The organism is Pseudomonas sp. 22526 (genome assembly GCF_052044735.1).
Classification (GTDB): Bacteria; Pseudomonadota; Gammaproteobacteria; order Pseudomonadales; family Pseudomonadaceae; genus Aquipseudomonas; species Aquipseudomonas piscium.
In genome coordinates this window covers 194,526-215,803 of sequence record NZ_JBQENK010000004.1, presented here as the reverse complement: position 1 = coordinate 215,803, position 21,278 = coordinate 194,526, and the positions used below count along the sequence as shown (strand labels likewise).

The window sequence follows — 21,278 nt, the reverse complement described above, 5'->3', positions numbered from 1 at the left end:
CCCGCCCGGTCACCCAGGCGGGGCTTTTTTATGCCTGAAATTCTTTGATCGTCACGCCCGCTGCAAGAGCGAGCACAGCGATCTCAACCGGTAAAAACCAATGCCTGCGGCACATCCACATCCCACAACACGCCCGTATCCGCCAGCTCTACCTCGACGACCTGCCCCGCGGCAAACAGTGGCCTGGCTCCTCGATCCCCCGACAGGCCCTGCAACGCCTGCCCAAAGGCCGCGCCAAAAGCCACCGGGTGACCATAGGCACCGTCATGCACAGGTACCCGGATCATCTGCTCGCCCAGCCCCTGCGCCACACTTTCGATACTCGACGGCAGAATAAAGGGCATATCCCCCAGCACCACCAGCCAGCCGCTGGCATCGGCGCAGGCCCCGACGGCGGCCGCGAGGCTGTCGCCCATGCCCGGCGAATCCAGCAGCACCACCTGGCAGCCATAGGCTTCAGCCAGGGCAATCACTTCGGGGCGATCCGGCGTTGTTACCAGCACCCTACAAGCCAACAGCGCGGGCAAGTTCTTCAAGACCTGTTCGATTACCGGCCTGATTACCGAGTCCCGCCCCCGGCATGGGGCCAGCAACTTGTCCTGCTCGGCCCCTGCCACCTGCCGATAACGACTGCCCTGCCCCGCGGCCAGGACCACCGCGCACAACGACTGACTCAAGCGCTCACCTGCACAGTGACTTGCGACGGCTTTTTCTGCAGCAGGTCGATACCGTTCTTGATGGCGACGATCTCCGACATCACCGACAGGGCAATCTCCGCCGGTGTATGGCTGCCGATATGCAGGCCGATGGGCCCGTGCAAGCGTTCGATGGCCTGCGGCTCCAGCCCCAGCTGCGCCAGATTCTCCCGACGCTTCTGACTGTTGACCCGAGAGCCCAGCGCCCCGACGTAAAACGCCCGGGAATTGAGCGCGGTCAACAGCGCCATGTCATCCAGCCTGGGGTCATGGGTCAGCGCGACAATGGCGGTACGCTCGTCGGTCTCGATGCTCAGCACCGCATCGTCCGGCATCCCCGGCACAAAACGCCCGTGCTGCTCTTCCCAGCCGTAAACGAACTCCTTGCGCGGATCGCAGATCAGCACTTCGAAGTCCAGCAACCGCGCCATTTCCGCCACATACCGCGACAACTGCCCGGCGCCGATCAGCAACAGCCGCCAGCGCGGGCCATAGATCGCCCGCAGGGTCGTGTCATCGAAGCTCAGCACATCGGTCTTGCTGGCCGACTTCAACAGCACTTCGCCGCTGCTCAGGTTCAATTCCCGGGCGACGATCTCATGGGCCTCGCAACGGGCCAGCAGTTCGGCGACCCAGGCCGGATCGCCAACCCTCTCCTCGGTCAGGCGCAGGGTGCCGCCGCAAGGCAAGCCAAAACGCGCGGCCTCCTCGCGGGTCACGCCATAGGTCACCAACTGTACCGACGGCCCGTCCTGAGGCAGGCGGCCATCGTGCAGACGGGCGATCAGGTCGTCCTCGATACAACCGCCCGAGACCGAGCCGATCACCATGCCGTCTTCGCGCAAAGCCAGCATGGCCCCCGGTGGCCGTGGCGCACTGCCCCAGGTCTGGACCACGCTGTACAAGGTCACGCCCTGCCCCGCGCGGCGCCATTCGAGCACGCTGCGCAGGACATTCAGGTCGACGCTGTCCATCAGGCCTTGCTCGCTTGTTGCCAGCCTTGCAGCTGATAACGCACTGGCAGGTTGCGGATGCGCTTGCCGGTGGCGGCAAAGATCGCATTGCACAGGGCCGGCGCGATCGGCGGCACGCCTGGCTCGCCGACACCGCCCAACGGCACATCGCCCGGCGGCGTCACCAGGTGCACAGCGACTTCCTTCGGCGCCAGGGACATGCGCGCCACTTCATACATATGGAAGTTGTCCTGCTGGACCTTGCCGTCCTTGAAGCTGATCTCGCCCACCACCGCATTGCCCAGGCCCATCACACAGGCGCCCTCGAACTGCGAACGGATACGCTCGGGATTGATCTGCGGACCGCAGTCCACGGCGATATCGGCCTTGTGCACGATCAAGGTGCCATCGCCCTTGACCTCGACCTCGATCACCGCCGCCACGTAGGTGACGAAGCTGTAATGCACCGCCAGCCCCAGACCGCGGCCCTTGGGCAGGCTGCGTCCCCAGCCCGCCGCCTTGGCCGCCGTCTCCAGCACGCCGCGCATACGGGCGGTGTCGATCGGGTAACGCTCCGGCGACTCGCCGTAGTTCCATTCTTCGCTCAGGGTCCGGGGATCGATCCGGCGATCCGGCCCCAGCAGTTTGAGCTGGTACTTCAACGGGTCCTGCCCGGCCTTGTGGGCCAGCTCGTCGACAAAGCTCTGGATGGCGAAGCCGTGGGGGATGTTCGACACCGAGCGATACCAGCCAACCCGGGTATGCGCGACGGCCTCGGGGTTTTCCAGGCGCACGTTGGGAATCGCATAGGCCAGGTTGGTAAAGCCCATGCCCAGCTCGAAGGCGGCCTCATGGTTCATGCCCGGGGCGAACAGCGCGGTGATGCTCGGCGCCACGGTGCGGTGCAGCCAGCCGGACGGCATGCCGTCCTTGTTCAGGCTGGCCTTGAGGTATTCCGCCGACACGGTGTGGAAGTAGGAGTTGTGAATGTCGTCTTCGCGGGTCCATTGCACCCGTACCGCCTTGCCCGGCACTTCCTTGGCGAGGATCGCCGCCTCGAGGACGAAGTCGGGCTTGGATTTACGGCCGAAACCACCGCCGAGCAGGGTGATGTTGACCGTCACCTTGTCGAAGGGAATGCCCAGGCGCTCGGCGATACGTTCGCGGGTCACCTGTGGCGCCTGGCTCGGCGCCCAGGCTTCGCACTGGCCGTCCTTGAAGCGCGCCACGGCGACCATTGGCTCCATCGGCGCCTGCGCCAGGTGCGGCAGGTAGTAGGAGGCCTCCAGGCTGCTGTCGGCGCCGTTCATGGCTTCATCGATATTGCCGGTGCTGCGCACCACTTTGCCCGGCTTGAGCGCCGCGGCTTCCAGCTCCTTGCGGTAGGCAATCGAGTCGTAGCCGGCATTGGCGCCATCCTCCCATTCGATCTTCAGCGCCTCTCGGCCCTTGATCGCCGCCCAGGTATTGCTGGCGATCACCGCCACGCCACCCAGCGGCTGGAACTCGGAAGGCAGCGGACGGCTGTCGATCTGCACCACCTTGATCACGCCCGGGACCTTCAGCGCCGCACTGCCATCGAAGGATTTGACCTTGCCGCCATAAACCCGTGGGCGCGCGACAGTGGCGAAGAGCATGCCGTCGAAATGCACATCGGCGCCGTAGACCGCCTGGCCGTTGACGATATCCGCACCGTCGATGGCGCGGGTGCCCTCCTTGCCGATGTAACGGAATTCGCTTGGTTGCTTCAGGCGCAGACTGTCGCGGGCCGGCACCGCCAGGGCGCTCGCCGCGGCGGCCAGGGCGCCGTAGCCCAGTTCGCGGCCACTCGGCTGGTGGATCACTTTATGCAGTTGGGCCCGGCACTCGGCCAGCGGGACTTTCCACTGCTCGGCCGCTGCCTGCTCGAGCATGGTCCGGGCCGCCGCGCCGCAGCGCCGCATCGGTTCGTACCAATGGCGCATGCTGCGCGAGCCGTCGGTGTCCTGGTTACCGAAAAGCGCCTCGTCGCCCGACGCCTGCTTGACCTTCACCAGCGCCCAGTCGGCCTCCAGTTCGTCAGCGACCACCATGCTCAGGCTGGTACGCACGCCCTGGCCCATTTCCGAACGGTTGCAGAGCACGGTCACACTGCCATCGGCGGCGATGCTCACATACACCTTGGGATCGTCGACCCAACCGTTGGGCATGCCGTCGGCACCGAACTTCTTCTCTTCGGCAAAGGCATCCTGCCAGCCCCAACTGGCCGCCAGCACCAGTGCACCGGTGGCGCCCACGCCCTTGAGAAAACCGCGGCGGCTGAGGTTGCTCAAGGCAAAATCGTTCGGCAGCTGGCTCATGCCTTGGCCTCCTTCAGGTGGGTGGACGCCTGGCGGATGGCGGTCTTGATCCGGTTGTAGGTGCCGCAGCGGCAGATGTTGCCGAGCATGGCGGCTTCGATCTGTTCGTCGCTGGGGTTGGGGTTGACCTTGAGCAAGGCGGTGGCCGACATGATCTGCCCGCCCTGGCAGTAGCCGCACTGGGCCACTGCACTGTCCAGCCAGGCCTGCTGCACGACTTTGCCGACCGGGTCGCTGTGCAGGTTGTCGATGGTGCTGACGTTCTGCCCGACCACCGAGCCGATCGGCGTGATGCAACTGCGCGCCGGGGAGCCGTCGATATGGATGGTGCATGCGCCGCACAGGCCCATGCCGCACCCGAACTTGGTGCCGTTATAGCCCGCCACGTCGCGGATAGCCCAGAGCAGCGGCATGTCCTCGGTGACATCCAGTTGGTGATCTTGACCGTTGAGTTTCAGGGTAATCATGGGCACGCCCGCATATTTTCCGTTTATGGGGTCGAGCAATCTGCCGTTGAGTACAACGACTTGCGGGAGCAGATCGACTCAGGCTAATGGGCTCTCTTATGAAGACGGGGCGTCTTCACCGGGCCTTTGGAGGTACAAATACTTGCATTGTTAGCAGGCTAAGTTAAGCCGCAATTAACAAAAAAGCCTTGCAGGGAGTGAACCCATGCAAGGCTTTGGTGGTGCGTTCTGAGCTTAGTTCAACTGAACGGACTCAATAGAGATTGGGCTCCATCTCCAGATGAACCTGGAAGCGCTCGACAATATCCTGCTGGATCCTTCGCGCCAGGTTTAACAGCTGCAAGCCCGTGGCCTGGCCATGGTTGACCAGCACCAGCGACTGCAAGCGATGGACGCCGGCATCGCCGTCGCGAAAACCTTTCCAGCCCGCCTGTTCGATCAACCAGCCGGCCGCCAGTTTCACCTGCCCGTCCGGCTGTGGATAACCCACCAGCCCCGCATGCCGCTGCCTGATCTCGGCTGCCAGCGCAGCGGATACCACCGGATTCTTGAAGAAGCTGCCGGCATTGCCCAGCACGGCCGGGTCCGGAAGCTTTTCGCTGCGGATGCTGCAAATGGCGCGACTGACATCGCTGGCCGTCGGATGCTCAATGCCCTGCTCGCTCAAACGCTGGCGCACCGGGCCGTATTCCAGATGCAGATGCTCGCTGCGGGCCAGGGCAAAACGCACCCGCAGAATCAGCCAGCGGCCAGCCTCTTGCTTGAACAGGCTGTCGCGGTAGGCGAACTGGCATTGTTCCAGACTGAAATCGCGCAGCTCGCCGCTCTGCCGATCCAGCGCAGTCAGGCCGGCGAACACATCCTTGATCTCGACCCCATAGGCGCCGATGTTCTGCATCGGTGCGGCGCCCACGGTCCCCGGAATCAGGCTGAGGTTTTCCAGGCCGGACAAGCCCTGCTCAAGGGTCCATTGCACGAACGGATGCCAGGTTTCACCAGCTTCGGCTTCGACTATTACCTGCTGGCCATCGTCGCTCAGCAGGCGAATGCCCCGGGTACTCATGCGCAAGACCAGCGCCGGAATATCAGCGGTCAGCAGCAGATTGCTGCCGCCGCCAATCACCAGCAGCGGCAGTCGGTGCTGCGCCGAATAGGCCAGCGCCTCACGCACGTCGGCGTCACTGTGGGCCTCGGCGAACAGCTGAGCCCGTACATCGACGCCGAAAGTGTTGAAGGGTTTGAGGGAAACCTGGGACTGCAAATGCAAGCTCATAGGCGCCCCTTCAGCTCGATCACCAGCCGGTCGCTGGCGAACTCGATCAGGTCCAGCACCTGCTCGAAACCTTGCTCACCGTCGTAGTAAGGATCCGGCACCTCGTCCACCGCCGCCTCGTAGCGACGCAGGAACAGGTCCAGCTCGGCCTTGCCCTGGGCCGGCTGCAGCGCCTTGAGGTTGCGCAGGTTGCTCTCGTCCATGGCCAGGATCAGGTCGTAGCGGGCAAAGTCCGCGCTGCTGACCTGCTGCGCGCGCTGGGCCGACAGGTCGTAGCCGCGCAACAGCGCCGCGCGCTGGCTGCGCTTGTCCGGCGCCTTGCCGATGTGCCATTCGCCGGTCCCCGCGGACGCGACTTCGACCCGGTCGGCCAGCCCCGCTTCGCGCAACTTGTGGCGCAATACGCCCTCCGCCGTCGGCGAACGGCAGATATTGCCCAGGCAGACAAACAGAACCCGCATCAGGCCTCCAGCAGGCGACGAACGCGCTCAAGGTCTTCGGCGGTATCGACACCGCCGGGCGGCGCTTCCAGGGCATCGGCGACATGGATACGCACGCCGTGCCACAGGGCCCGCAACTGCTCCAGCGACTCGGTGTTTTCCAGCCAGCACGGGCCCCAGCTGACGAAGTCATGCAGGAAGCCGGCGCGGTAGGCATAGATGCCGATATGGCGGCGGTAAGGCACGCCCTCTGGCAGCAGGTCGCGGTTCTTCGCAAAGGCGTCGCGCGCCCAGGGCAAGGTGGCGCGGCTGAAGGTCAGGGCCAGGCCATTGATATCACTGACCACCTTGACCACGTTCGGGTTGAACAGGGTCTCGACGTCTTCGATCGGCTCGGCCAGGGTGGCCATGCTCGCTTCGGTATGGGCGGCCAGGTTGGCGGCCACCTGGTCGATCACCGCTGGCGGGATCAACGGCTCGTCGCCCTGGACGTTGACCACGATGGCGTCCGCAGCCAGCCCCAATTGGCTGGCGACTTCCGCCAGGCGATCGGTCCCGGAGTTGTGGTCCTCGCGGGTCAGCAGCGCTTCGGCGCCAAAACCCTGGCAGGCCTCAACGATACGCGCATCGTCGGTCGCCACTACCACGCGCTGGGCGGCGCTCTTGCAGGCCTGTTCCCAGACGTGCTGGATCATCGGCTTGCCGGCGATCAACTGCAGCGGTTTACCCGGCAGGCGGGTGGAGGCGAATCGGGCTGGAATGACAACGGTAAAGGCTGTGGTCATTTATCCAGGCGCTCGTCGGTGCTGAGGGTGCGGGCTTCGCTTTCCAGCATGACCGGGATGCCATCGCGAATCGGATAGGCCAGGCCGGCGCCCTTGCTGATCAGCTCGGTCTTGTCGGCGCTGAGCTTCAGCGGTCCCTTGCAGATCGGGCAAGCGAGGATATCGAGCAATTTGGTGTCCATGAGAATTCCCTGGATAGAAGCGTTTAAGGCAAAAGACGAGCGGGCAACAGACGCATCAGCTGGGTATCGAACCAGGCCACGAAGGCCGGGGATGGCACAGCATCCACCGCCAGGTACCACCAGTCGGAAGCCGCGAAGGCACGGCACTTCACCGCATCCTTTTCGGTCATGACCAGCGGCAGCGACGGGGTGAAACTCAGCGCCTGCGCGCTGTATTCGGCGTGGTCGGCGAAAGCATGCGGGACAGGCTGCCAGTGTAGCGTTTCAAGGGTAGTGAAGAAACGTTGCGGATTGCCGATGCCGGCCACCGCGTGCAGTGCCTGCCCCGGCGCGAAGTGCTCAAGCCCGCGGCGCTCGCCGCTTTGCAGATTGACCAGGGCGGTGGGCGCCAGGCGAAAGGCGAACCCATCCTCGCGATCGTCGCTGGCGCCGTTGTAGAGCACCGCGTCGACGCTTTGCAGGCGCTCGACCGGCTCGCGCAGCGGCCCGGCCGGCAAGCAGCGTCGGTTGCCCAGCCCACGCGCGGCGTCGATCAGCACCAGTTCGAGGTCGCGAGCCATGCGGTAATGCTGCATGCCGTCGTCGGAGAGAATCAGGTCCAGCGGCTCGGCGGCCAGCAAGGCCCGCACGGCGCGGCTGCGGTCGGGGTCGATCATCAGCGGCACGCCGGTGCGCTGGACGATCAGCAAGGGTTCGTCGCCAGCGACATCGGCGCTCTGCTCAGCGGCGACCCGCCATGGTAACTGCGGTGGCTTGGCGCCATAACCGCGGCTGACCACGCCGACCCGCAGCCCGCTGCGCTGGCAATGCTCGATCATCCACAGGATCAACGGCGTCTTGCCGGTACCACCCACGGTGATATTGCCCACCACCACCAGCGGCACCGGCGGCTGGTAAACATTGCCCTCACCGGCCAGGAAGCGTTCGCGCTTGCGCACCACCACCCGTCGGTAGAGCCATTCCAGGGGCTGCAGCAGTTTCAGCGCGGGGTGGCCGTTGTACCAGGCAGCGAGCAAACGATCGGACATGGCCATCAGGGTGCTGGCGCCGCCTCGACGGTGGTCATGCGCAGATGGCTGAAACCGAGCTTGCCGGCGGCGTCCATCGCGGTAATGACGGCCTGGTGCTGGGTCTTGCCGTCGGCGCTGATGGACAGCGGCAGGTTAGTGTCACCCGCCGACTCCTTCTGCAAGGCTTCGATCAGGCTGGCCAGGTCACTCTTGGGTAGCACCTGGTTGTTCACCGAAAACACCCCGTCGGCGCTGATGGCGATATCCAGCTGTTTGGTCTGCTGGTCTTCGGCCGGCGAACCGCTGACGGCCTCCGGCAACTCGACGCGCAACTGGGTTTCCCGGGTGAAGGTGGTGGTCACGACGAAAAACAGCAGCAGGATAAACACCACGTCGATCAGCGACGCGAGGTTGATATCGATGGTTTCCCGTGGCTTGCGGCGGAATTTCACGCTTTGCCCTCGGCCAGATCGACGTCGCGGTCGCCCTGCACCACTTCGACCAGCTTGATGGCTTCCTGCTCCATGCCCACCACCAGTTCATCGACCCGGCGTTGCAGGAAACGGTGGAAGAACACCGCCGGGATACCGACCATCAGGCCGGACGCGGTGGTAATCAGCGCCTTGGAGATACCACCGGCCAGCACCGCGGCGTTGGTGGTCATGCCCGAGCCCATGAACGAGCTGAAGATATCGATCATGCCCAGCACCGTACCCAGCAAGCCCAGCAACGGCGCCATGGCGGCGATGGTGCCGAGGGCATTGAGGTAGCGCTCCAGTTCATGGATGACCCGGGCGGCGGCTTCCTCGATGCACTCCTTCATGACCTCACGGCCATGCTTGGAGTTGGCCAGGCCGGCCGCGAGGATTTCCCCCAGGGGAGAATGGGCGCGCAGTTCCTTGAGTTTGTCCTTATTGAGTTGCTTGTCCTTGATCCAGCGCCAGACCTGCCCCAGCAGATGCGGCGGAGTGACACGGCTGGCCCGCAGGGTCCACAGGCGCTCGGCAATGATGCCGACCGCGGCAATGGAGCTCAGAATGATCGGCAACATCATCCAGCCGCCGGATATGACCAATTCCCACACAGTGACAGTCCCCTCGAAAAAGTGCGCCACTCTAACATAGGGGCCGAATGCACCGAAGAACCTGATGTCGCATGCCTCCTGGCTTTAATAACTCCCGGTTATTTAAGGAGATAGTGGCCATTTGCGCCAAAAGCGTCGCTGCGCCCGCAGGCTCGTCGGTTCGGCGTATGTGCCCAGCATCAACCGCAGCGCTCCTTGCTCCGCACTGTCGTAAATGACGGTCCCCTGCTGGCGATAACGTTCGACGACCTGCGGGTGCGGATGCCCGAAGCCATTGCCGTGCCCCCGGGAGATCAGCACCGCCGAAGGCGCAAGGGCCTTGAGCAAGGCCGAGGACGATGAGCTGCGGCTGCCGTGGTGCGGCGCCTGCAACCAATGGGTCTCGACGGCCAGCGGGGTATTCAACAGCGCGCGTTCCGCCTGGGCATCGATATCCCCCGTCAGCAGCAAACGCTCGCCCTTGGCCTCGACCTGCATCACGCAGGACTTCTGGTTGCCGTTCTGCGCATCCGCCCACTGCCACAGGGAAAACCGCACCCCGTCCCATTGCCACTGCTCGCCGCTGGCGCAAGGCTCTGCCGACACATAGGCCGGCAACCCCTCGGGATCGCCGCTGACCAGCCTGGCCACCGGCAAGCCGCGCTGGATGGCGTCGGCGCCACCGGCATGATCGGCATCGGCGTGGCTGAGCAGCATCAGATCGAGGCGCGTAATGCCCAGCTTGCGCAAGGATGGCAGCACCACCCGGGCGCCCAGGTCGGAGTCGCCAAAACGCGGACCGGCGTCATACAGCATCGCGTGCTCGCGAGTCCGCACCAGCACCGCCAGGCCCTGCCCGACATCCAGCTGCCAGACTTCCGCCTCGCCGTACGGCAACGTGTTTTTCGGCGGGAACACCATCAACAACAGCATCGGCCATCCCAAGGGACGCAGCGGCACGCCCGCGGGCAGCAACAACAGAAAGGCCCCCAGCGCACTGATGCACCAGGCCCAGAGCGGTATGGCCGGCGCTATCCAGGCCGGCCATTGGGCAGCCAGCAGCGCCAGACCGCGGAACAGTACGTCCAGCAAACCACCGGCCAGCCAGAGCAAGCCTTCGCCCAGGTAAGGCACCGCCAGGAACAAGGTCCCGAGCAACGCCGGCGGCAGCACCAGCAGGCTGATCCAGGGTTCCGCCAGCAGATTGGCCAGCGGCCCGCTGAGGCTGATGGGCAAACCCAGCGCCAACAGCACCGGGCACAGGCCGATGGCGATCAACCATTGGATACGGGTCCAGGACTGCCACCAGCGCCAGCCCCCCAGGCGCCCGCCGAAGATCAGGATCAGCACCGCCACCGCGGTAAAGGACAGCCAGAATCCTGGCTGCAGACTGGCCAGCGGCTCGAACAACAGCACCGCATTCAACGCCAACAGGAACGGCCACCAGGCCCCCAGGTGACGAAAGCGCAGACGCCAGATCAGCACCAGGGCAACCATCACGCAGGCACGACGCACCGGCACATCGAAGCCCGCGAGCAATCCGTACCCCAGGGCCGAAGCAAACGCCAACCCACAGGCCCAGGGTAGCCAGGACCAACGTCCGGGCCACAGGCCGTAACGGGCCAGCCCCGCCACCAGGGCGTACATCACGGCGGCCAGCAAGCTGATGTGCTGCCCGGAAATCACCATCAGATGCACGGTCCCGGTATCCTGCAGGACACGCCAGTCTTCCCGGCTCAGCCCCGAGCCGTCACCCAGTACCAGGGCCGCCAGGCCACCGGCGCGCCCCTGGGCATCGACTTGCAGCAAGCGCTGGCGAATGCGAGCACGCCAGCCGCCCTCAGCGGCGACCAGCAGTTGCCCATCCTTGACCGTGCCCGTGGCGCCGATGCGCTGGGCCAGCAGCCAGGCCTCGTGATCGAAGGCCTGCAGATTGACCAGGTCGACGGGCCGCTTGAGCTTCACCGCCAGGCGCCAGCGTTCGCCGCTGTGCACCGGCGGCCCGCCATACCAGGCCAGGCGCAGGCGTTGGGGGATCCGCCCGCGCCGCGCCTGCCCTCCTTCCAGCTCGAAACGCACCAGGCCCTCAGCCTGCTGCGGCAGCCCCACCACCCGACCTTCAAGCCAGCGGGTCTGTCCGTCGAGCGGTTCCGCCAAACGATCGTCCAGCGCCCATTGCGCGCTGACGCAGGCCCACGCCAGGCCCAGCAGAAAAAAGGCCAATGGATAGGTGCGAAACGGCAGCAGCATCAAGGCCACCACCGGCAGCACGGCCAGCCATCCGATCGCTGGCAGCGCCGGCAAAAAGCGCAGGCTCAGCAGCCCCGCCGCCAACGCCAGCATCCCTGTGCGCATAAGCCCGTCCTTGAGCAGTTTTGAGTGTTCCCACTCTCTGGCTTAGCTCAGCGGACCGGGCGCCAGCTTTATCATTTGTCACAAAGTCTGAATGGGCGCCTTTTAGAATCCGGGCATACTTGCCGCCTGAACTGACCGAGAAGCCTTATGCCCCGGCGCCTATTCAAACGTTACATGCCAGATCCGACCAGCATCAGGGAACACAAGTCCTTACGCTTTCTTGGCACGTTGCTGCATGACCCCAACCTCTGGCACCTCAACCGGCACTCCGTGGCGCGCGCCATGGCGGTCGGCTTGTTCGCGGCCTTTATGCCGATCCCGGCGCAAATGCTGCTGGCCGCCGTGCTGGCCATCTCCGTGCGCGGCAACATGCCGATTGCCGTGAGCCTGGTCTGGCTGACCAATCCGATCACCATGCCGCCGGTGTTCTTCTGCACCTATCAGGTCGGTGCCTGGTTGATGAACGTGCCCGCCAGGACCCTGCCCGACGAGCTGACCTGGGAGTGGATCAGCGGCGAACTCTCGACCCTCTGGCAACCCTTCCTGCTGGGCTCGGTGGTGGCCGGCCTGGTGCTGGGCGCCCTCGCCTATTGCCTGACCATGCTGTACTGGCGCTGGTGGGTCAGCCGGCAATGGCGCCGCCGCAAGCAGAGCCGGCTGTAGAAACGCAAACGGCCTCCCGAGGGAGGCCGTTGTCATTTCTGCGCGGGCTTACTGACGCATGCCACGACCGCTGACCAGCAGGCGGGTACAACCGAAGTACAGGACCACGGTGGCTACCAGCATGAAGCTAATGGCCACGCTGATCTGGATGTCGGAAACCCCCAGGATGCCGAAACGGAAAGCGTTGACCATGTGCAGCACCGGGTTGGCCAGCGACACCGTCTGCCAGAACGGCGGCAGCAGGGTAATGGAGTAGAACACCCCGCCCAGGTAGGTCAGCGGAGTCAGCACGAAGGTCGGAATGATCGAGATATCGTCGAAGTTGCGTGCAAATACCGCGTTGATAAAGCCCAACAGCGAAAAGATGGTCGCGGTCAGGAGCACCACCAGCAAGGTGATGCCCAAGTGGTGCACTTGCAGATGGGTGAAGAACAGCGACAGCAGCGTCACGATCACGCCCACCGCCAGCCCCCGCAGCACGCCGCCCAGGGTGTAGCCGATGAGGATGGTGTGCGGCGACACCGGCGACACCATCAGCTCCTCGATGGAGCGCTGGAACTTGCTGCCGAAAAAACTCGAGACCACGTTGCCGTAGGAGTTGGTGATCACCGACATCATGATCAGGCCCGGCACTATGTACTCCATGTAGGTGAAACCACCCATGTCGCCGATCTGCCGGCCGATCAGGTTGCCGAAGATCACGAAGTACAGAACCATGGTGATCGCCGGCGGCAGCAGGGTTTGCGGCCAGATCCGGGTAAAACGCCGGACTTCGCGATAGACGATGGTGTTCAGCGCGACAAGGTTGGGCCGTAGCTCTGAACTCATACCGCCACCTTCGACAGGTTTTTCTCCACCAGGGACACGAACAGCTCCTCAAGGCGATTGGTTTTGTTACGCAGGCTCAGCACTTCGATGTTCTGCTGGGCCAACTGGCTGAACAGCGCGGTGATGCCCACGGCCTTGTCGACCTGGACTTCCAGGGTGTGGCTGTCCACCAGTCTGCTCGGATAGCCGATCAGTTGCGGCGCCACCTTCATGTCGGTCTTCAGGTCGAGCAGGAAGGTTTCCACATGCAGTTGGCTGAGCAGCTGACGCATGCTGGTGTTCTCGACGATGGTGCCGTGGTCGATGATGCCGATGTTGCGGCACAGCTGCTCAGCCTCCTCCAGGTAATGGGTGGTGAGGATGATGGTGATGCCTTTCTGGTTCAGTTCGGTGAGGAAGGTCCACATCGAACGACGCAGCTCGATGTCCACGCCAGCGGTTGGTTCGTCGAGGATCAACAGGCGCGGTTCGTGCACCAGGGCGCGGGCGATCATCAACCGGCGCTTCATGCCGCCGGACAGCGAACGCGACGGTACATCGCGCTTGTCCCACAGCCCGAGCTGGGTCAGGTACTGCTCGGCCCGCTCCTTGGCGACCTTGGTCGGGATGCCGTAGTAACCGGCCTGGGTCACGACGATGTCGAAGGTCTTCTCGAACTGGTTGAAGTTGAATTCCTGCGGCACCACGCCGATGCAACGCTTGAGCGCGGCGGGCTCGCGGTCCAGGTCATGGCCGAAGACATTCACCGTGCCGCTGGTCTTGTTGACCAGGGTCGAGAGGATGCCGATGGTGGTGGATTTGCCGGCGCCGTTGGGGCCGAGCAAGGCGAAGAAGTCACCTTCGGCGACATCCAGATCGATACCACTCAGGGCCTGGAAACCGTTGCCGTAGGTTTTGGTTAGCTGCCGGATGGACAGAGCGGAACTCATATCGGATTTACGCACCAAGAAGGGAGAACATTATAGGTAAGGGCGGATCGTCTGCATTGCAACGGCGCCGGATACACCCAATGGTGCTTGCCGACGCCACACAAGTACAGTCACCTGTATTGATAGTCAGTATTAAGTCAACGCGGTCATCACCGCCTTGCGATAGGCCGGACGCTGCTGCAGACGTGTGTACCAGGCTTGCAGATTAGACAACTTCGGGCGCTCGATGGGCATTTCGAACCAGGCATAAATAAAGCTGCCCAGGGGGATATCGCCCATGCCGATTTCGTCGCCGGACAGGTAGGGATGTTCGGCCAGGGCCTGGTCGACCACCGCCAGCAGTTCGCCGCAGCTGTTCAGCGCGGCATTGATCTTGTCCCAGTCCTGCTGTTCCGCCGGCGTGCGCAGCACACCCCAGAACAGGTGGCGGAAGGGTTCGGCAAAGGTCGAGGTGGTCCAGTCCATCCACTTCTCGGCCGAGGCCCGCGCCCGCACATCGTCCGGGTACCAGGCCGTGCCGGCGGCATGGCGCGCGGCGAGATAACGCACGATGGTGTTGGATTCCCACAGCACAAAGCCGTCGTCCTCGATCAGCGGAATCCGCCCATTGGGATTCAGCGCCCGATACGCCGGGGTGTCCACCACGCCGAAGGCACCACCGGCATCCACCGCCTCGTAGGTCAGGCCGAGCTCTTCGGCGCACCACAATGCTTTCCTGACATTCGACGAGTTTTTCCGACCCCAGATCTTCAGCATGACCGCTCCTCAGTGATGAATGCCGAGGCAGTCTACGCCGGATCAGACCTGACTCAAATCACCCTGCATGTCGCCCAGCAGCATCGGCATCTGCTCGGCGAACAGATGCGGATAGCAGGTTTCCAGGTGTTTGAAGAAGAAGGTCTCGGGGACGTCGGCGAATTGTCCGTGGTCCAGCACGTACTCCATCATCTGCTCGCCCTGGCGATTGAAAGGGTGGAATACGCTGTCGTGGCGGCCATCGAACTCCAGTGGCGCCACATCGTACATCTCACAGAGTTTCCGGTTGAACGCCGGCGTGGCCTTGACCCAGCGCCCGTGCAGGTACAGCTCGGTATAACCGTGCATGGCAAAAACGTCACTGCGCAGCAATTCCAGCAAACGCGGGGTCGACAGGTGATTGCGCACGTCCGCCAGGCCGATCCGCGCGGCGATCCCGCAATGCCGCGCACAGCCGGCAAGCAGGGTGGCCTTGGGTACGCAGTAACTTTCGCCCGAGGCCAGGGCATGGCTGCCACGCAGGGTCTCGGGATCGCGACTGAAGGTGTAGGGGTTGTAGCGCACGGCCTCGCGCACCGCGTAATAGAGGCTCACCGCCTGCTCCAGCGGATCGCTGCTGGGGCCACGATGAGTTTCCGCGAACTCCACCACCGCGGGGTGGTCACTATCGATGAAGCGGCTGGGACTCAAGTACTCGTGCATGGGGATGATCTCCGAGTGAAGTCCCGAGTCTAACGACGGCCTCATCCCAGCGATAACGACGTTTCGGCCAAACATCAGAGGCTGCCGCTTCGAGCCTGACAAGATCGACAAGCTGCTGACCCGATGCCTGACGTGCTGCGTCCGCTTCTTCTTACCGCTTCAAGCGCACTGCCCTGTCACCCCTTTTGTCGGATGCCGACTAAGCTCTGTGGGTGATTTTGCCCCTGGCTTCACGGAGGATTAAATATGCTGTTGTTGTGGATACTGGTTCTGCTGGTCGGTATTGCCTACCTGGCCCACCGCCGCATCGCGCCCCTGCCCGCCCTGGGCCTGGTGGCTGTCTACCTGCTGGCCATGGGCGCCTTCAGCCGTACACCGGGCTGGTTGCTGCTGATCTTCTGGGTACTGCTGGCGGCGGTGGCAGCGCCCTTGCTACTGCCCGACCTGCGCCGCAAGTACTTCAGCGCCCCGCTGTTCAGTTGGTTCCAGAAGGTCCTGCCGCCGATGTCGCAAACCGAGCGCGATGCCATCGATGCCGGCACGGTCTGGTGGGACGGTGAACTGTTCAGCGGCCGTCCGGACTGGGACAAGCTGTTGGCCTACCCGAAAGCGCAACTGAGCGAAGAGGAACAGGCCTTCATCGACGGCCCCACCGAAGAGCTGTGCGCCATGGTCAGCGACTGGCAGATCGGCCAGTCCATGGACCTGCCGCCCGCCGCCTGGGAGCACATCAAGCAACACGGCTTCTTTGCCCTGATCATCCCCAAGGAGTTCGGCGGCAAGGGCTTCTCCGCCTATGCCCACTCGCAAGTGGCGATGAAACTGGCGACCCGCAGCGGCGACCTGGCGTCCACCGTGATGGTCCCCAACTCCCTCGGCCCGGCCGAGTTGCTGCTGCATTACGGCACCGACGAACAGCGCAACCACTACCTGCCGCGGCTGGCCCGTGGCGACGATATCCCCTGCTTCGCCCTCACCGGCCCGCTGGCCGGTTCCGACGCCGGCGCCATGCCCGATACCGGGGTGATCTGCAAAGGCCAGTGGCAGGGCGAGGAAACCATCGGCCTGCGCCTGAACTGGGAAAAGCGCTACATCACCCTGGGCCCGGTCGCCACCCTCCTCGGCCTGGCCTTCAAGGCCTACGACCCGGACCACCTGCTGGGCGAGGATGAAGACCTGGGGATCAGCCTGGCGCTGGTTCCGACCGACACCCCCGGCGTGGAAATCGGCCGCCGCCACCTGCCGCTCGGCGCCGCCTTCATGAACGGCCCGAACTCCGGCAAGGACGTGTTCATCCCCCTGGACTTCCTTATCGGCGGCCAGGAAATGCTCGGCAAGGGCTGGATGATGCTGATGAACTGCCTGTCGGTCGGCCGCTCCATTTCCCTACCGGCCGTCGGCACCGGCGCGGCCAAGTTCACCAGCCTGGTGACCGGCCAATATGCCCAGGTGCGTGAGCAGTTCAACGTCCCGCTCAACGCCTTCGAAGGCATCCAGGAAGCCCTGGCCCGCATCGGCGGCAATGCCTGGCTGATGGACAGCGCGCGCATGCTCACGGCCAACGCCGTCGACCTGGGGGAAAAACCCTCGGTGCTGTCGGCGATTCTCAAGTACCACCTGACCGAACGCGGCCGCGAGTGCATCAGCCACGCCATGGACGTGCACGGCGGCAAGGCCATCATCATGGGGCCGAACAACTACCTGGGCCGCAGCTGGCAAGGCGCGCCGATCTTCATCACCGTGGAAGGCGCGAACATCCTCTCGCGCAACCTGATGATCTTCGGCCAGGGCGCCATTCGCTGCCATCCGTTCGTGCTCAAGGAAATGGCCCTGGCCGATCGCGAAGACCACGAGCAGGCACTGGTCGAATTCGACGGCCTGCTGCTCAAGCACATCGGCTTTGCCGTGAGCAATGCAGCCAGCACCCTGGTGCTGAACCTGGGCCTGGGGCACTTGGAACAGGCGCCGGGGGACAAGCTCAGCCAGGGTTATTTCCGCGCCCTTAACCGTCAGGCCGCAGCCTTCGCCATGCTGGCCGACCTGAGCATGATGCTGCTGGGCGGCGAACTGAAGCGCCGCGAACGCCTGTCGGCACGCCTCGGCGATGTGCTCAGCCACCTGTACCTCGCCTCCGCCGCCCTCAAGCGCTACCACGACCTGGATTCGCCGGAGCATCTGCAGCCGTTGTTCACCTGGGCCATGGAAGAAAGCCTCGGCCAGTCGGAACGGGCACTGGACGAATTGCTCGACAACTTCCCCAACCGGGTGCTGGGTTGCCTGCTGCGGGTGGTGGTATTCCCATTCGGCCGCCGTCACAAAGGCCCGTCCGACCAACTGGACGCCGAGGTCGCCGCGGTCATCGGTCGAGCCAAGGGCGACCCGACCCTGGAAGAGTTGCTGGCTGGCTGCTACCGCCCACAATCGGCAGAGGACCCGGTCGGCGCCCTGCAACAGGCCTGCGACTTGTTGAGCGCCAGCCATCCTCTGCAGAAAAAACTGCACGAGGCGCTGAAAAGCGGCCAGGTCAAGCCGGTCGCCGGCGAACATGCCATCGACGCCGCGCTGGAAGCCGGCGTGCTGCAACCGGTGGAAGCCCAGACCCTACGCGAGGCTGAAGCCGCCCGCCGCAAAGTCATCGATGTCGATGACTTCGCCAAGGAAGAGCTGAGCCTGAGCGAAGGGAAAACCCGCTAAGGCGCAAGACCGTCAGGCGGATTATGAAACCGGGCGCGGGGGCTATATACTCCCGCGCCCGTTTTGCTGTTGAGGACTCATGTCATGTCCAACGTCGTCGCCGATCATCTCGTCCTGCTCGACCATTTGCGCAGTATCCTGGTCGCCGTGGGTGAAGCCGAGCAGGTTCCCGAAGAAAGCCATGCCTTGTTCCTGGAACGCTTCGACGAACTGCGCGCCTCGCTGCCGATCGATCCGATCGAAAGCCAGTACCTGGGCCAGGATCTGCTGTGCCAGGTGATGCAGCGTTATCCACAGGTCGCCCATCTGGTGCCGCGCGACCTGCTGTGGTTCTTCGCCGGGGATTGCCTGCACTACATGCCCGACGAAGAAATCGACCTGTACCAGGCGCTCGAAGAGCGCCGCTACGAGGCCGAGCAGAACGATGAGCCGTTCGACTGGAACCAGGAAAAGCAGCTGCTGGCGCTCTCCGCCCAGGACAGCAAGCACTGAGTCCGGCCCGGACACTACAAAGGCCCGCACGGTTGAACCGGCGGGCCTTTGGTTTTCCTGCCCATGAGCGGCTGGCTCAGCTTGCGCCATCGCCCTCGGGCTGTTCGTAGCCTTTGGCCTCCTGCTTGCCCTGCCGGCTCAAGGTCGGCTCCTTGGCCAGGCACTCCACCAGGTAATCAATGAATACCCGCAGCTTCGGCGGCAGGTAACGGGTCGGCGAATGCAGCAGCCAGGCACCGCCATGGTAGGAGGCGAGAAACGTCCAGTCCGGCAGTACCTGCACCAGCAAGCCCTGCTCCAGGGCATGCCGCGCGGTGAAGTACGGCAGGCTGCCAATGCCGATATGCTCCAGCACCGCCCCCAGCCTTACCCCGGTGTGATTGGCCGCATAACGCCCACGCACGCCGACAGTCACCGACTTGCTGCCCTTCTTGAACTTCCAGCGCGCGTCGCTGGGGGTTTCGCCCAGGTAAATGCAACTGTGGTTGAGCAGATCATGGGGATGGCTCGGCGTCCCGTGCTCGGCCAGGTACTGCGGCGTGGCGCACAGCATATGGTCGATGGTCAGCAACTGGCGCCCTACCAACCCCGCCGGCGGTTGATCGGTGATGCGAATGGCCAGGTCGACGTTGTCGTCGATCAGGTCGATATTGCGATCTTCCAGCAACAGCTCGACGTCGACCTTCGGGTAACGCCGCAGAAACTCGGGCATATAGGGATGCACGACAAAACGCCCGACCGCCTTGGGCACGCTGACCCGCACCAGGCCTTCGGCCTCGTGGGTGAACTGACCGCTGATCTCCATCACCGACTTGGCGGCGCTGACCATCTCGCTGCAACGCTTGAACACCTCCTCGCCCCCTTCGCTCAAGCGCAACTTGCGCGTGGTGCGTTGCAGCAGGCGGGTCGCCAGCGCCTTCTCCAGACGGGAAATGCTGCGACTCACCGCTGACGGTGAAGAGCCCAGCTGGCGGGCGGCTTCGGAGAAGCTGCCGACCTCGACGACCTTGACGAAAATCGCCATTTCACCCAGCAGCGGAAGAGGAAGATTTATGCTCACGGCGCAACAGTCCTTTGAGGTTTGAACGGATTATCACGCAATTCCGCCGCGCCATATAATTAAAAAAGACATTTTAATAAGGGCACGGAATATGACGCTTCGCCTCTTTTTTCATAATGATGAACTCAAGGCCAACGTTGAAGTGCTCGAATGCACCCCGCAGGACAACGAGTTCGCGGTGGTCCTGCGTGCCACGATTTTTCATCCCCAGGGCGGCGGCCAACCCTGCGACACCGGCTGGATCGGCGACAGCCAGGTATTGCGCGTGGTCCAGGAACCCGAGCGGATCGTTCATTACGTCAGCCAGCCGGTGCAACCGGGCATGGTCCAGGTCCAGGTCGATGAACAGCGCCGCCAGTTCAATACCCGCATGCACTCGGCCGGGCACCTGATTGGCCATTTCGGCGAAACCCGCGGCTGGGTCCCGGTCAAGGCCCATCACTGGCCTGGCGAGGGCCGTGTGTCCTTCAAACCCGGCGACAGCCCGCAGGAGCTCGACGTCGACAGCCTGCAGAGTGGCATCGATCACTGGATTGCCGCCGACCTGCCGCGCCTGGTCTCGCTGCGCGAAGGTTCGCGGGAAATCGGTTTCGGCGAGCTTCCCGCCTATGGCTGCGGGGGTACCCACGTGAAGCGCCTGAAGGAACTGGGCAACGTCACTATCGCCTCCCTCTCGCAAAAGAAAGGAATGCTTTCGGTTCACTACGACGTGGACTGATTTCATCGGCGATGTCGCCTTGCACATCACGCGACGCATCGCCTGACACAGGGGAAACCCGCGTGCGCGGGTTCGACGATTATCGGATAGAGGGATCTGCAGATGATGCTTGACGTCGAGCGTCTCGATGAGACGTGCATACAGAAACTGGCCCGGGAACAAGTGCTCGCCCTGCGCATCAAGAACTTCCTGCCACACGCCCAGGCGATCCAGCTGGGCGACAAGATTCTCGCCCCCGGTTTCGAGGGCTATATCAATGCCCCCAGCATCGGGCGTATCGGCATGGCGTTTTATGAAGCGGAAAACCAGCCGCTGCTGATCGAGGATTACTTCGAGCGCGCCACCGCCAATATCGACGAACTGCGTTCGCGCTGCGCGCCCTATGCCTCTCCCGTCGACACCCTGCGCTGCATGCTCGACGAGTCCTGGCCGGCCGGCGCCCACCTGGAAAACCTGTACGGGCGCAAGATGTACGTCGGCCTGTCCCGGGTGGTGAAGCCCGGTGTGTGCTTCCTCGCCCATCACGACATTTTCGCCAAGGACGCCCCCGACAGCTTCCAGGCCCACAGCCTGGAAGCGCAATTCGCCTGCAACCTCTACCTGAACATGCCCGACACGGGCGGCGCCCTGCAGATGTGGGATCACGATATTTCACCGGACCAGTTCGACGAGATGCGCGGCGACAGCTACGGCATCGATCCCGCCCTGCTCGGCACCCCCTCCCTGGAAGTCCGCCCGGAGCCCGGGGATTTCATCATGTTCAATTCAAGGCGCATGCACGCCGTCACCCCGGGGGTGGCCAACCCGCGCCTGAGCCTTTCCTTTTTTGTCGGCTATCGCGGCAGCTCGTCCCCCCTGACCTTCTGGAGTTGAA

General features: G+C 63.8%; 22 protein-coding genes. 5 read left to right on the top strand and 17 right to left on the bottom strand.

The window, feature by feature from the left end:
• Nucleotides 1-83: 83 nt before the first annotated feature.
• The 12 genes from ACTJKT_RS07895 to ACTJKT_RS07840 form a co-directional block, all read right to left on the bottom strand.
• Nucleotides 84-677 carry a nucleotidyltransferase family protein gene (locus tag ACTJKT_RS07895; RefSeq protein ID WP_440786705.1) on the bottom strand — a complete coding sequence of 198 codons (594 nt, stop codon included), beginning with the start codon at nucleotides 675-677 and terminating at the stop codon, nucleotides 84-86.
• Complete coding sequence (locus ACTJKT_RS07890) at nucleotides 674-1,669, bottom strand: XdhC family protein (protein WP_440786704.1); 996 nt, start codon at nucleotides 1,667-1,669, stop codon at nucleotides 674-676. Before ACTJKT_RS07890 ends, ACTJKT_RS07895 begins: the two co-directional genes overlap by 4 nt.
• A complete protein-coding gene (locus ACTJKT_RS07885) occupies nucleotides 1,669-3,987 on the bottom strand; it encodes a molybdopterin cofactor-binding domain-containing protein (protein ID WP_440786703.1) in 2,319 nt (772 codons plus the stop codon). Before ACTJKT_RS07885 ends, ACTJKT_RS07890 begins: the two co-directional genes overlap by 1 nt.
• Entirely contained in the window at nucleotides 3,984-4,454 is a 471-nt protein-coding gene (locus ACTJKT_RS07880; protein ID WP_440786702.1) for a (2Fe-2S)-binding protein, read from the bottom strand. The genes ACTJKT_RS07885 and ACTJKT_RS07880 overlap by 4 nt, the downstream gene beginning before the upstream one ends.
• Nucleotides 4,455-4,707: 253 nt before the next feature.
• Nucleotides 4,708-5,727 carry a UDP-N-acetylmuramate dehydrogenase gene (gene murB / locus ACTJKT_RS07875; RefSeq protein WP_440786701.1) on the bottom strand — a complete coding sequence of 340 codons (1,020 nt, stop codon included), beginning with the start codon at nucleotides 5,725-5,727 and terminating at the stop codon, nucleotides 4,708-4,710.
• Nucleotides 5,724-6,188 (bottom strand): low molecular weight protein-tyrosine-phosphatase, encoded by a 465-nt coding sequence (locus ACTJKT_RS07870; RefSeq protein WP_440786700.1) that lies wholly within the window; start codon nucleotides 6,186-6,188, stop codon nucleotides 5,724-5,726. The genes murB and ACTJKT_RS07870 overlap by 4 nt, the downstream gene beginning before the upstream one ends.
• Nucleotides 6,188-6,952 carry a 3-deoxy-manno-octulosonate cytidylyltransferase gene (kdsB, locus tag ACTJKT_RS07865; protein WP_440786699.1) on the bottom strand — a complete coding sequence of 255 codons (765 nt, stop codon included), beginning with the start codon at nucleotides 6,950-6,952 and terminating at the stop codon, nucleotides 6,188-6,190. The genes ACTJKT_RS07870 and kdsB overlap by 1 nt, the downstream gene beginning before the upstream one ends.
• Complete coding sequence (locus ACTJKT_RS07860; protein WP_007931663.1) at nucleotides 6,949-7,134, bottom strand: Trm112 family protein; 186 nt, start codon at nucleotides 7,132-7,134, stop codon at nucleotides 6,949-6,951. The genes kdsB and ACTJKT_RS07860 overlap by 4 nt, the downstream gene beginning before the upstream one ends.
• 23 nt (nucleotides 7,135-7,157) lie before the next feature.
• On the bottom strand, nucleotides 7,158-8,168 hold the full coding sequence (lpxK, locus tag ACTJKT_RS07855) for a tetraacyldisaccharide 4'-kinase (protein WP_440786698.1): 1,011 nt from the start codon (nucleotides 8,166-8,168) through the stop codon (nucleotides 7,158-7,160).
• Nucleotides 8,168-8,596, bottom strand: a complete 429-nt coding sequence (locus ACTJKT_RS07850) for an ExbD/TolR family protein (protein ID WP_009047818.1) — start codon at nucleotides 8,594-8,596, stop codon at nucleotides 8,168-8,170. Before ACTJKT_RS07850 ends, lpxK begins: the two co-directional genes overlap by 1 nt.
• Complete coding sequence (locus tag ACTJKT_RS07845) at nucleotides 8,593-9,228, bottom strand: MotA/TolQ/ExbB proton channel family protein (protein ID WP_025804353.1); 636 nt, start codon at nucleotides 9,226-9,228, stop codon at nucleotides 8,593-8,595. The genes ACTJKT_RS07850 and ACTJKT_RS07845 overlap by 4 nt, the downstream gene beginning before the upstream one ends.
• Nucleotides 9,229-9,330: 102 nt before the next feature.
• The gene (locus ACTJKT_RS07840; RefSeq protein WP_440786697.1) at nucleotides 9,331-11,562 is read right to left on the bottom strand and encodes a DNA internalization-related competence protein ComEC/Rec2; all 2,232 of its coding nucleotides are present in this window, start codon (nucleotides 11,560-11,562) and stop codon (nucleotides 9,331-9,333) included.
• 147 nt (nucleotides 11,563-11,709) lie between these two features.
• On the opposite strand from ACTJKT_RS07840, the gene ACTJKT_RS07835 reads away from it, so the two are divergent.
• Nucleotides 11,710-12,225, top strand: coding sequence for a DUF2062 domain-containing protein (locus ACTJKT_RS07835; RefSeq protein ID WP_025804355.1), 516 nt, complete (start codon nucleotides 11,710-11,712; stop codon nucleotides 12,223-12,225).
• 48 nt (nucleotides 12,226-12,273) lie between these two features.
• On the opposite strand, the gene ACTJKT_RS07830 is transcribed toward ACTJKT_RS07835, so the two are convergent.
• The 4 genes from ACTJKT_RS07830 to ACTJKT_RS07815 all read right to left on the bottom strand — a co-directional run bounded on the left by ACTJKT_RS07830 (nucleotide 12,274) and on the right by ACTJKT_RS07815 (nucleotide 15,440).
• Nucleotides 12,274-13,053: an ABC transporter permease gene (locus ACTJKT_RS07830; protein WP_440786696.1), complete on the bottom strand. Its 780-nt coding sequence runs from the start codon at nucleotides 13,051-13,053 to the stop codon at nucleotides 12,274-12,276.
• Nucleotides 13,050-13,982, bottom strand: coding sequence for an ABC transporter ATP-binding protein (locus tag ACTJKT_RS07825; RefSeq protein WP_025804356.1), 933 nt, complete (start codon nucleotides 13,980-13,982; stop codon nucleotides 13,050-13,052). Before ACTJKT_RS07825 ends, ACTJKT_RS07830 begins: the two co-directional genes overlap by 4 nt.
• Before the next feature lie 132 nt (nucleotides 13,983-14,114).
• Complete coding sequence (locus ACTJKT_RS07820) at nucleotides 14,115-14,738, bottom strand: glutathione S-transferase family protein (protein WP_440786695.1); 624 nt, start codon at nucleotides 14,736-14,738, stop codon at nucleotides 14,115-14,117.
• Between the two features lie 42 nt (nucleotides 14,739-14,780).
• Nucleotides 14,781-15,440, bottom strand: a complete 660-nt coding sequence (locus ACTJKT_RS07815) for a transglutaminase-like domain-containing protein (protein ID WP_440786694.1) — start codon at nucleotides 15,438-15,440, stop codon at nucleotides 14,781-14,783.
• Between the two features lie 246 nt (nucleotides 15,441-15,686).
• Here ACTJKT_RS07815 and ACTJKT_RS07810 point away from each other — a divergent pair, with 246 nt between their 5' ends.
• Together ACTJKT_RS07810 and ACTJKT_RS07805 are read left to right on the top strand one after the other, a co-directional pair.
• A complete protein-coding gene (locus ACTJKT_RS07810) occupies nucleotides 15,687-18,134 on the top strand; it encodes an acyl-CoA dehydrogenase (protein WP_440786693.1) in 2,448 nt (815 codons plus the stop codon).
• An 84-nt stretch (nucleotides 18,135-18,218) separates the two neighbouring features.
• A complete protein-coding gene (locus ACTJKT_RS07805) occupies nucleotides 18,219-18,626 on the top strand; it encodes a PA2817 family protein (RefSeq protein ID WP_007931642.1) in 408 nt (135 codons plus the stop codon).
• 76 nt (nucleotides 18,627-18,702) lie between these two features.
• Here the strand turns inward: ACTJKT_RS07805 and ACTJKT_RS07800 are convergent, their stop codons facing one another.
• Complete coding sequence (locus ACTJKT_RS07800; RefSeq protein ID WP_440786692.1) at nucleotides 18,703-19,686, bottom strand: LysR family transcriptional regulator; 984 nt, start codon at nucleotides 19,684-19,686, stop codon at nucleotides 18,703-18,705.
• Nucleotides 19,687-19,777: 91 nt separating this feature from the next.
• Here ACTJKT_RS07800 and ACTJKT_RS07795 point away from each other — a divergent pair, with 91 nt between their 5' ends.
• Together ACTJKT_RS07795 and ACTJKT_RS07790 are read left to right on the top strand one after the other, a co-directional pair.
• The gene (locus ACTJKT_RS07795; protein WP_440786691.1) at nucleotides 19,778-20,404 is read left to right on the top strand and encodes an alanyl-tRNA editing protein; all 627 of its coding nucleotides are present in this window, start codon (nucleotides 19,778-19,780) and stop codon (nucleotides 20,402-20,404) included.
• 102 nt (nucleotides 20,405-20,506) lie between these two features.
• Complete coding sequence (locus ACTJKT_RS07790; protein WP_440786690.1) at nucleotides 20,507-21,277, top strand: 2OG-Fe(II) oxygenase; 771 nt, start codon at nucleotides 20,507-20,509, stop codon at nucleotides 21,275-21,277.
• The last annotated feature ends 1 nt before the right edge of the window (nucleotide 21,278 follow it).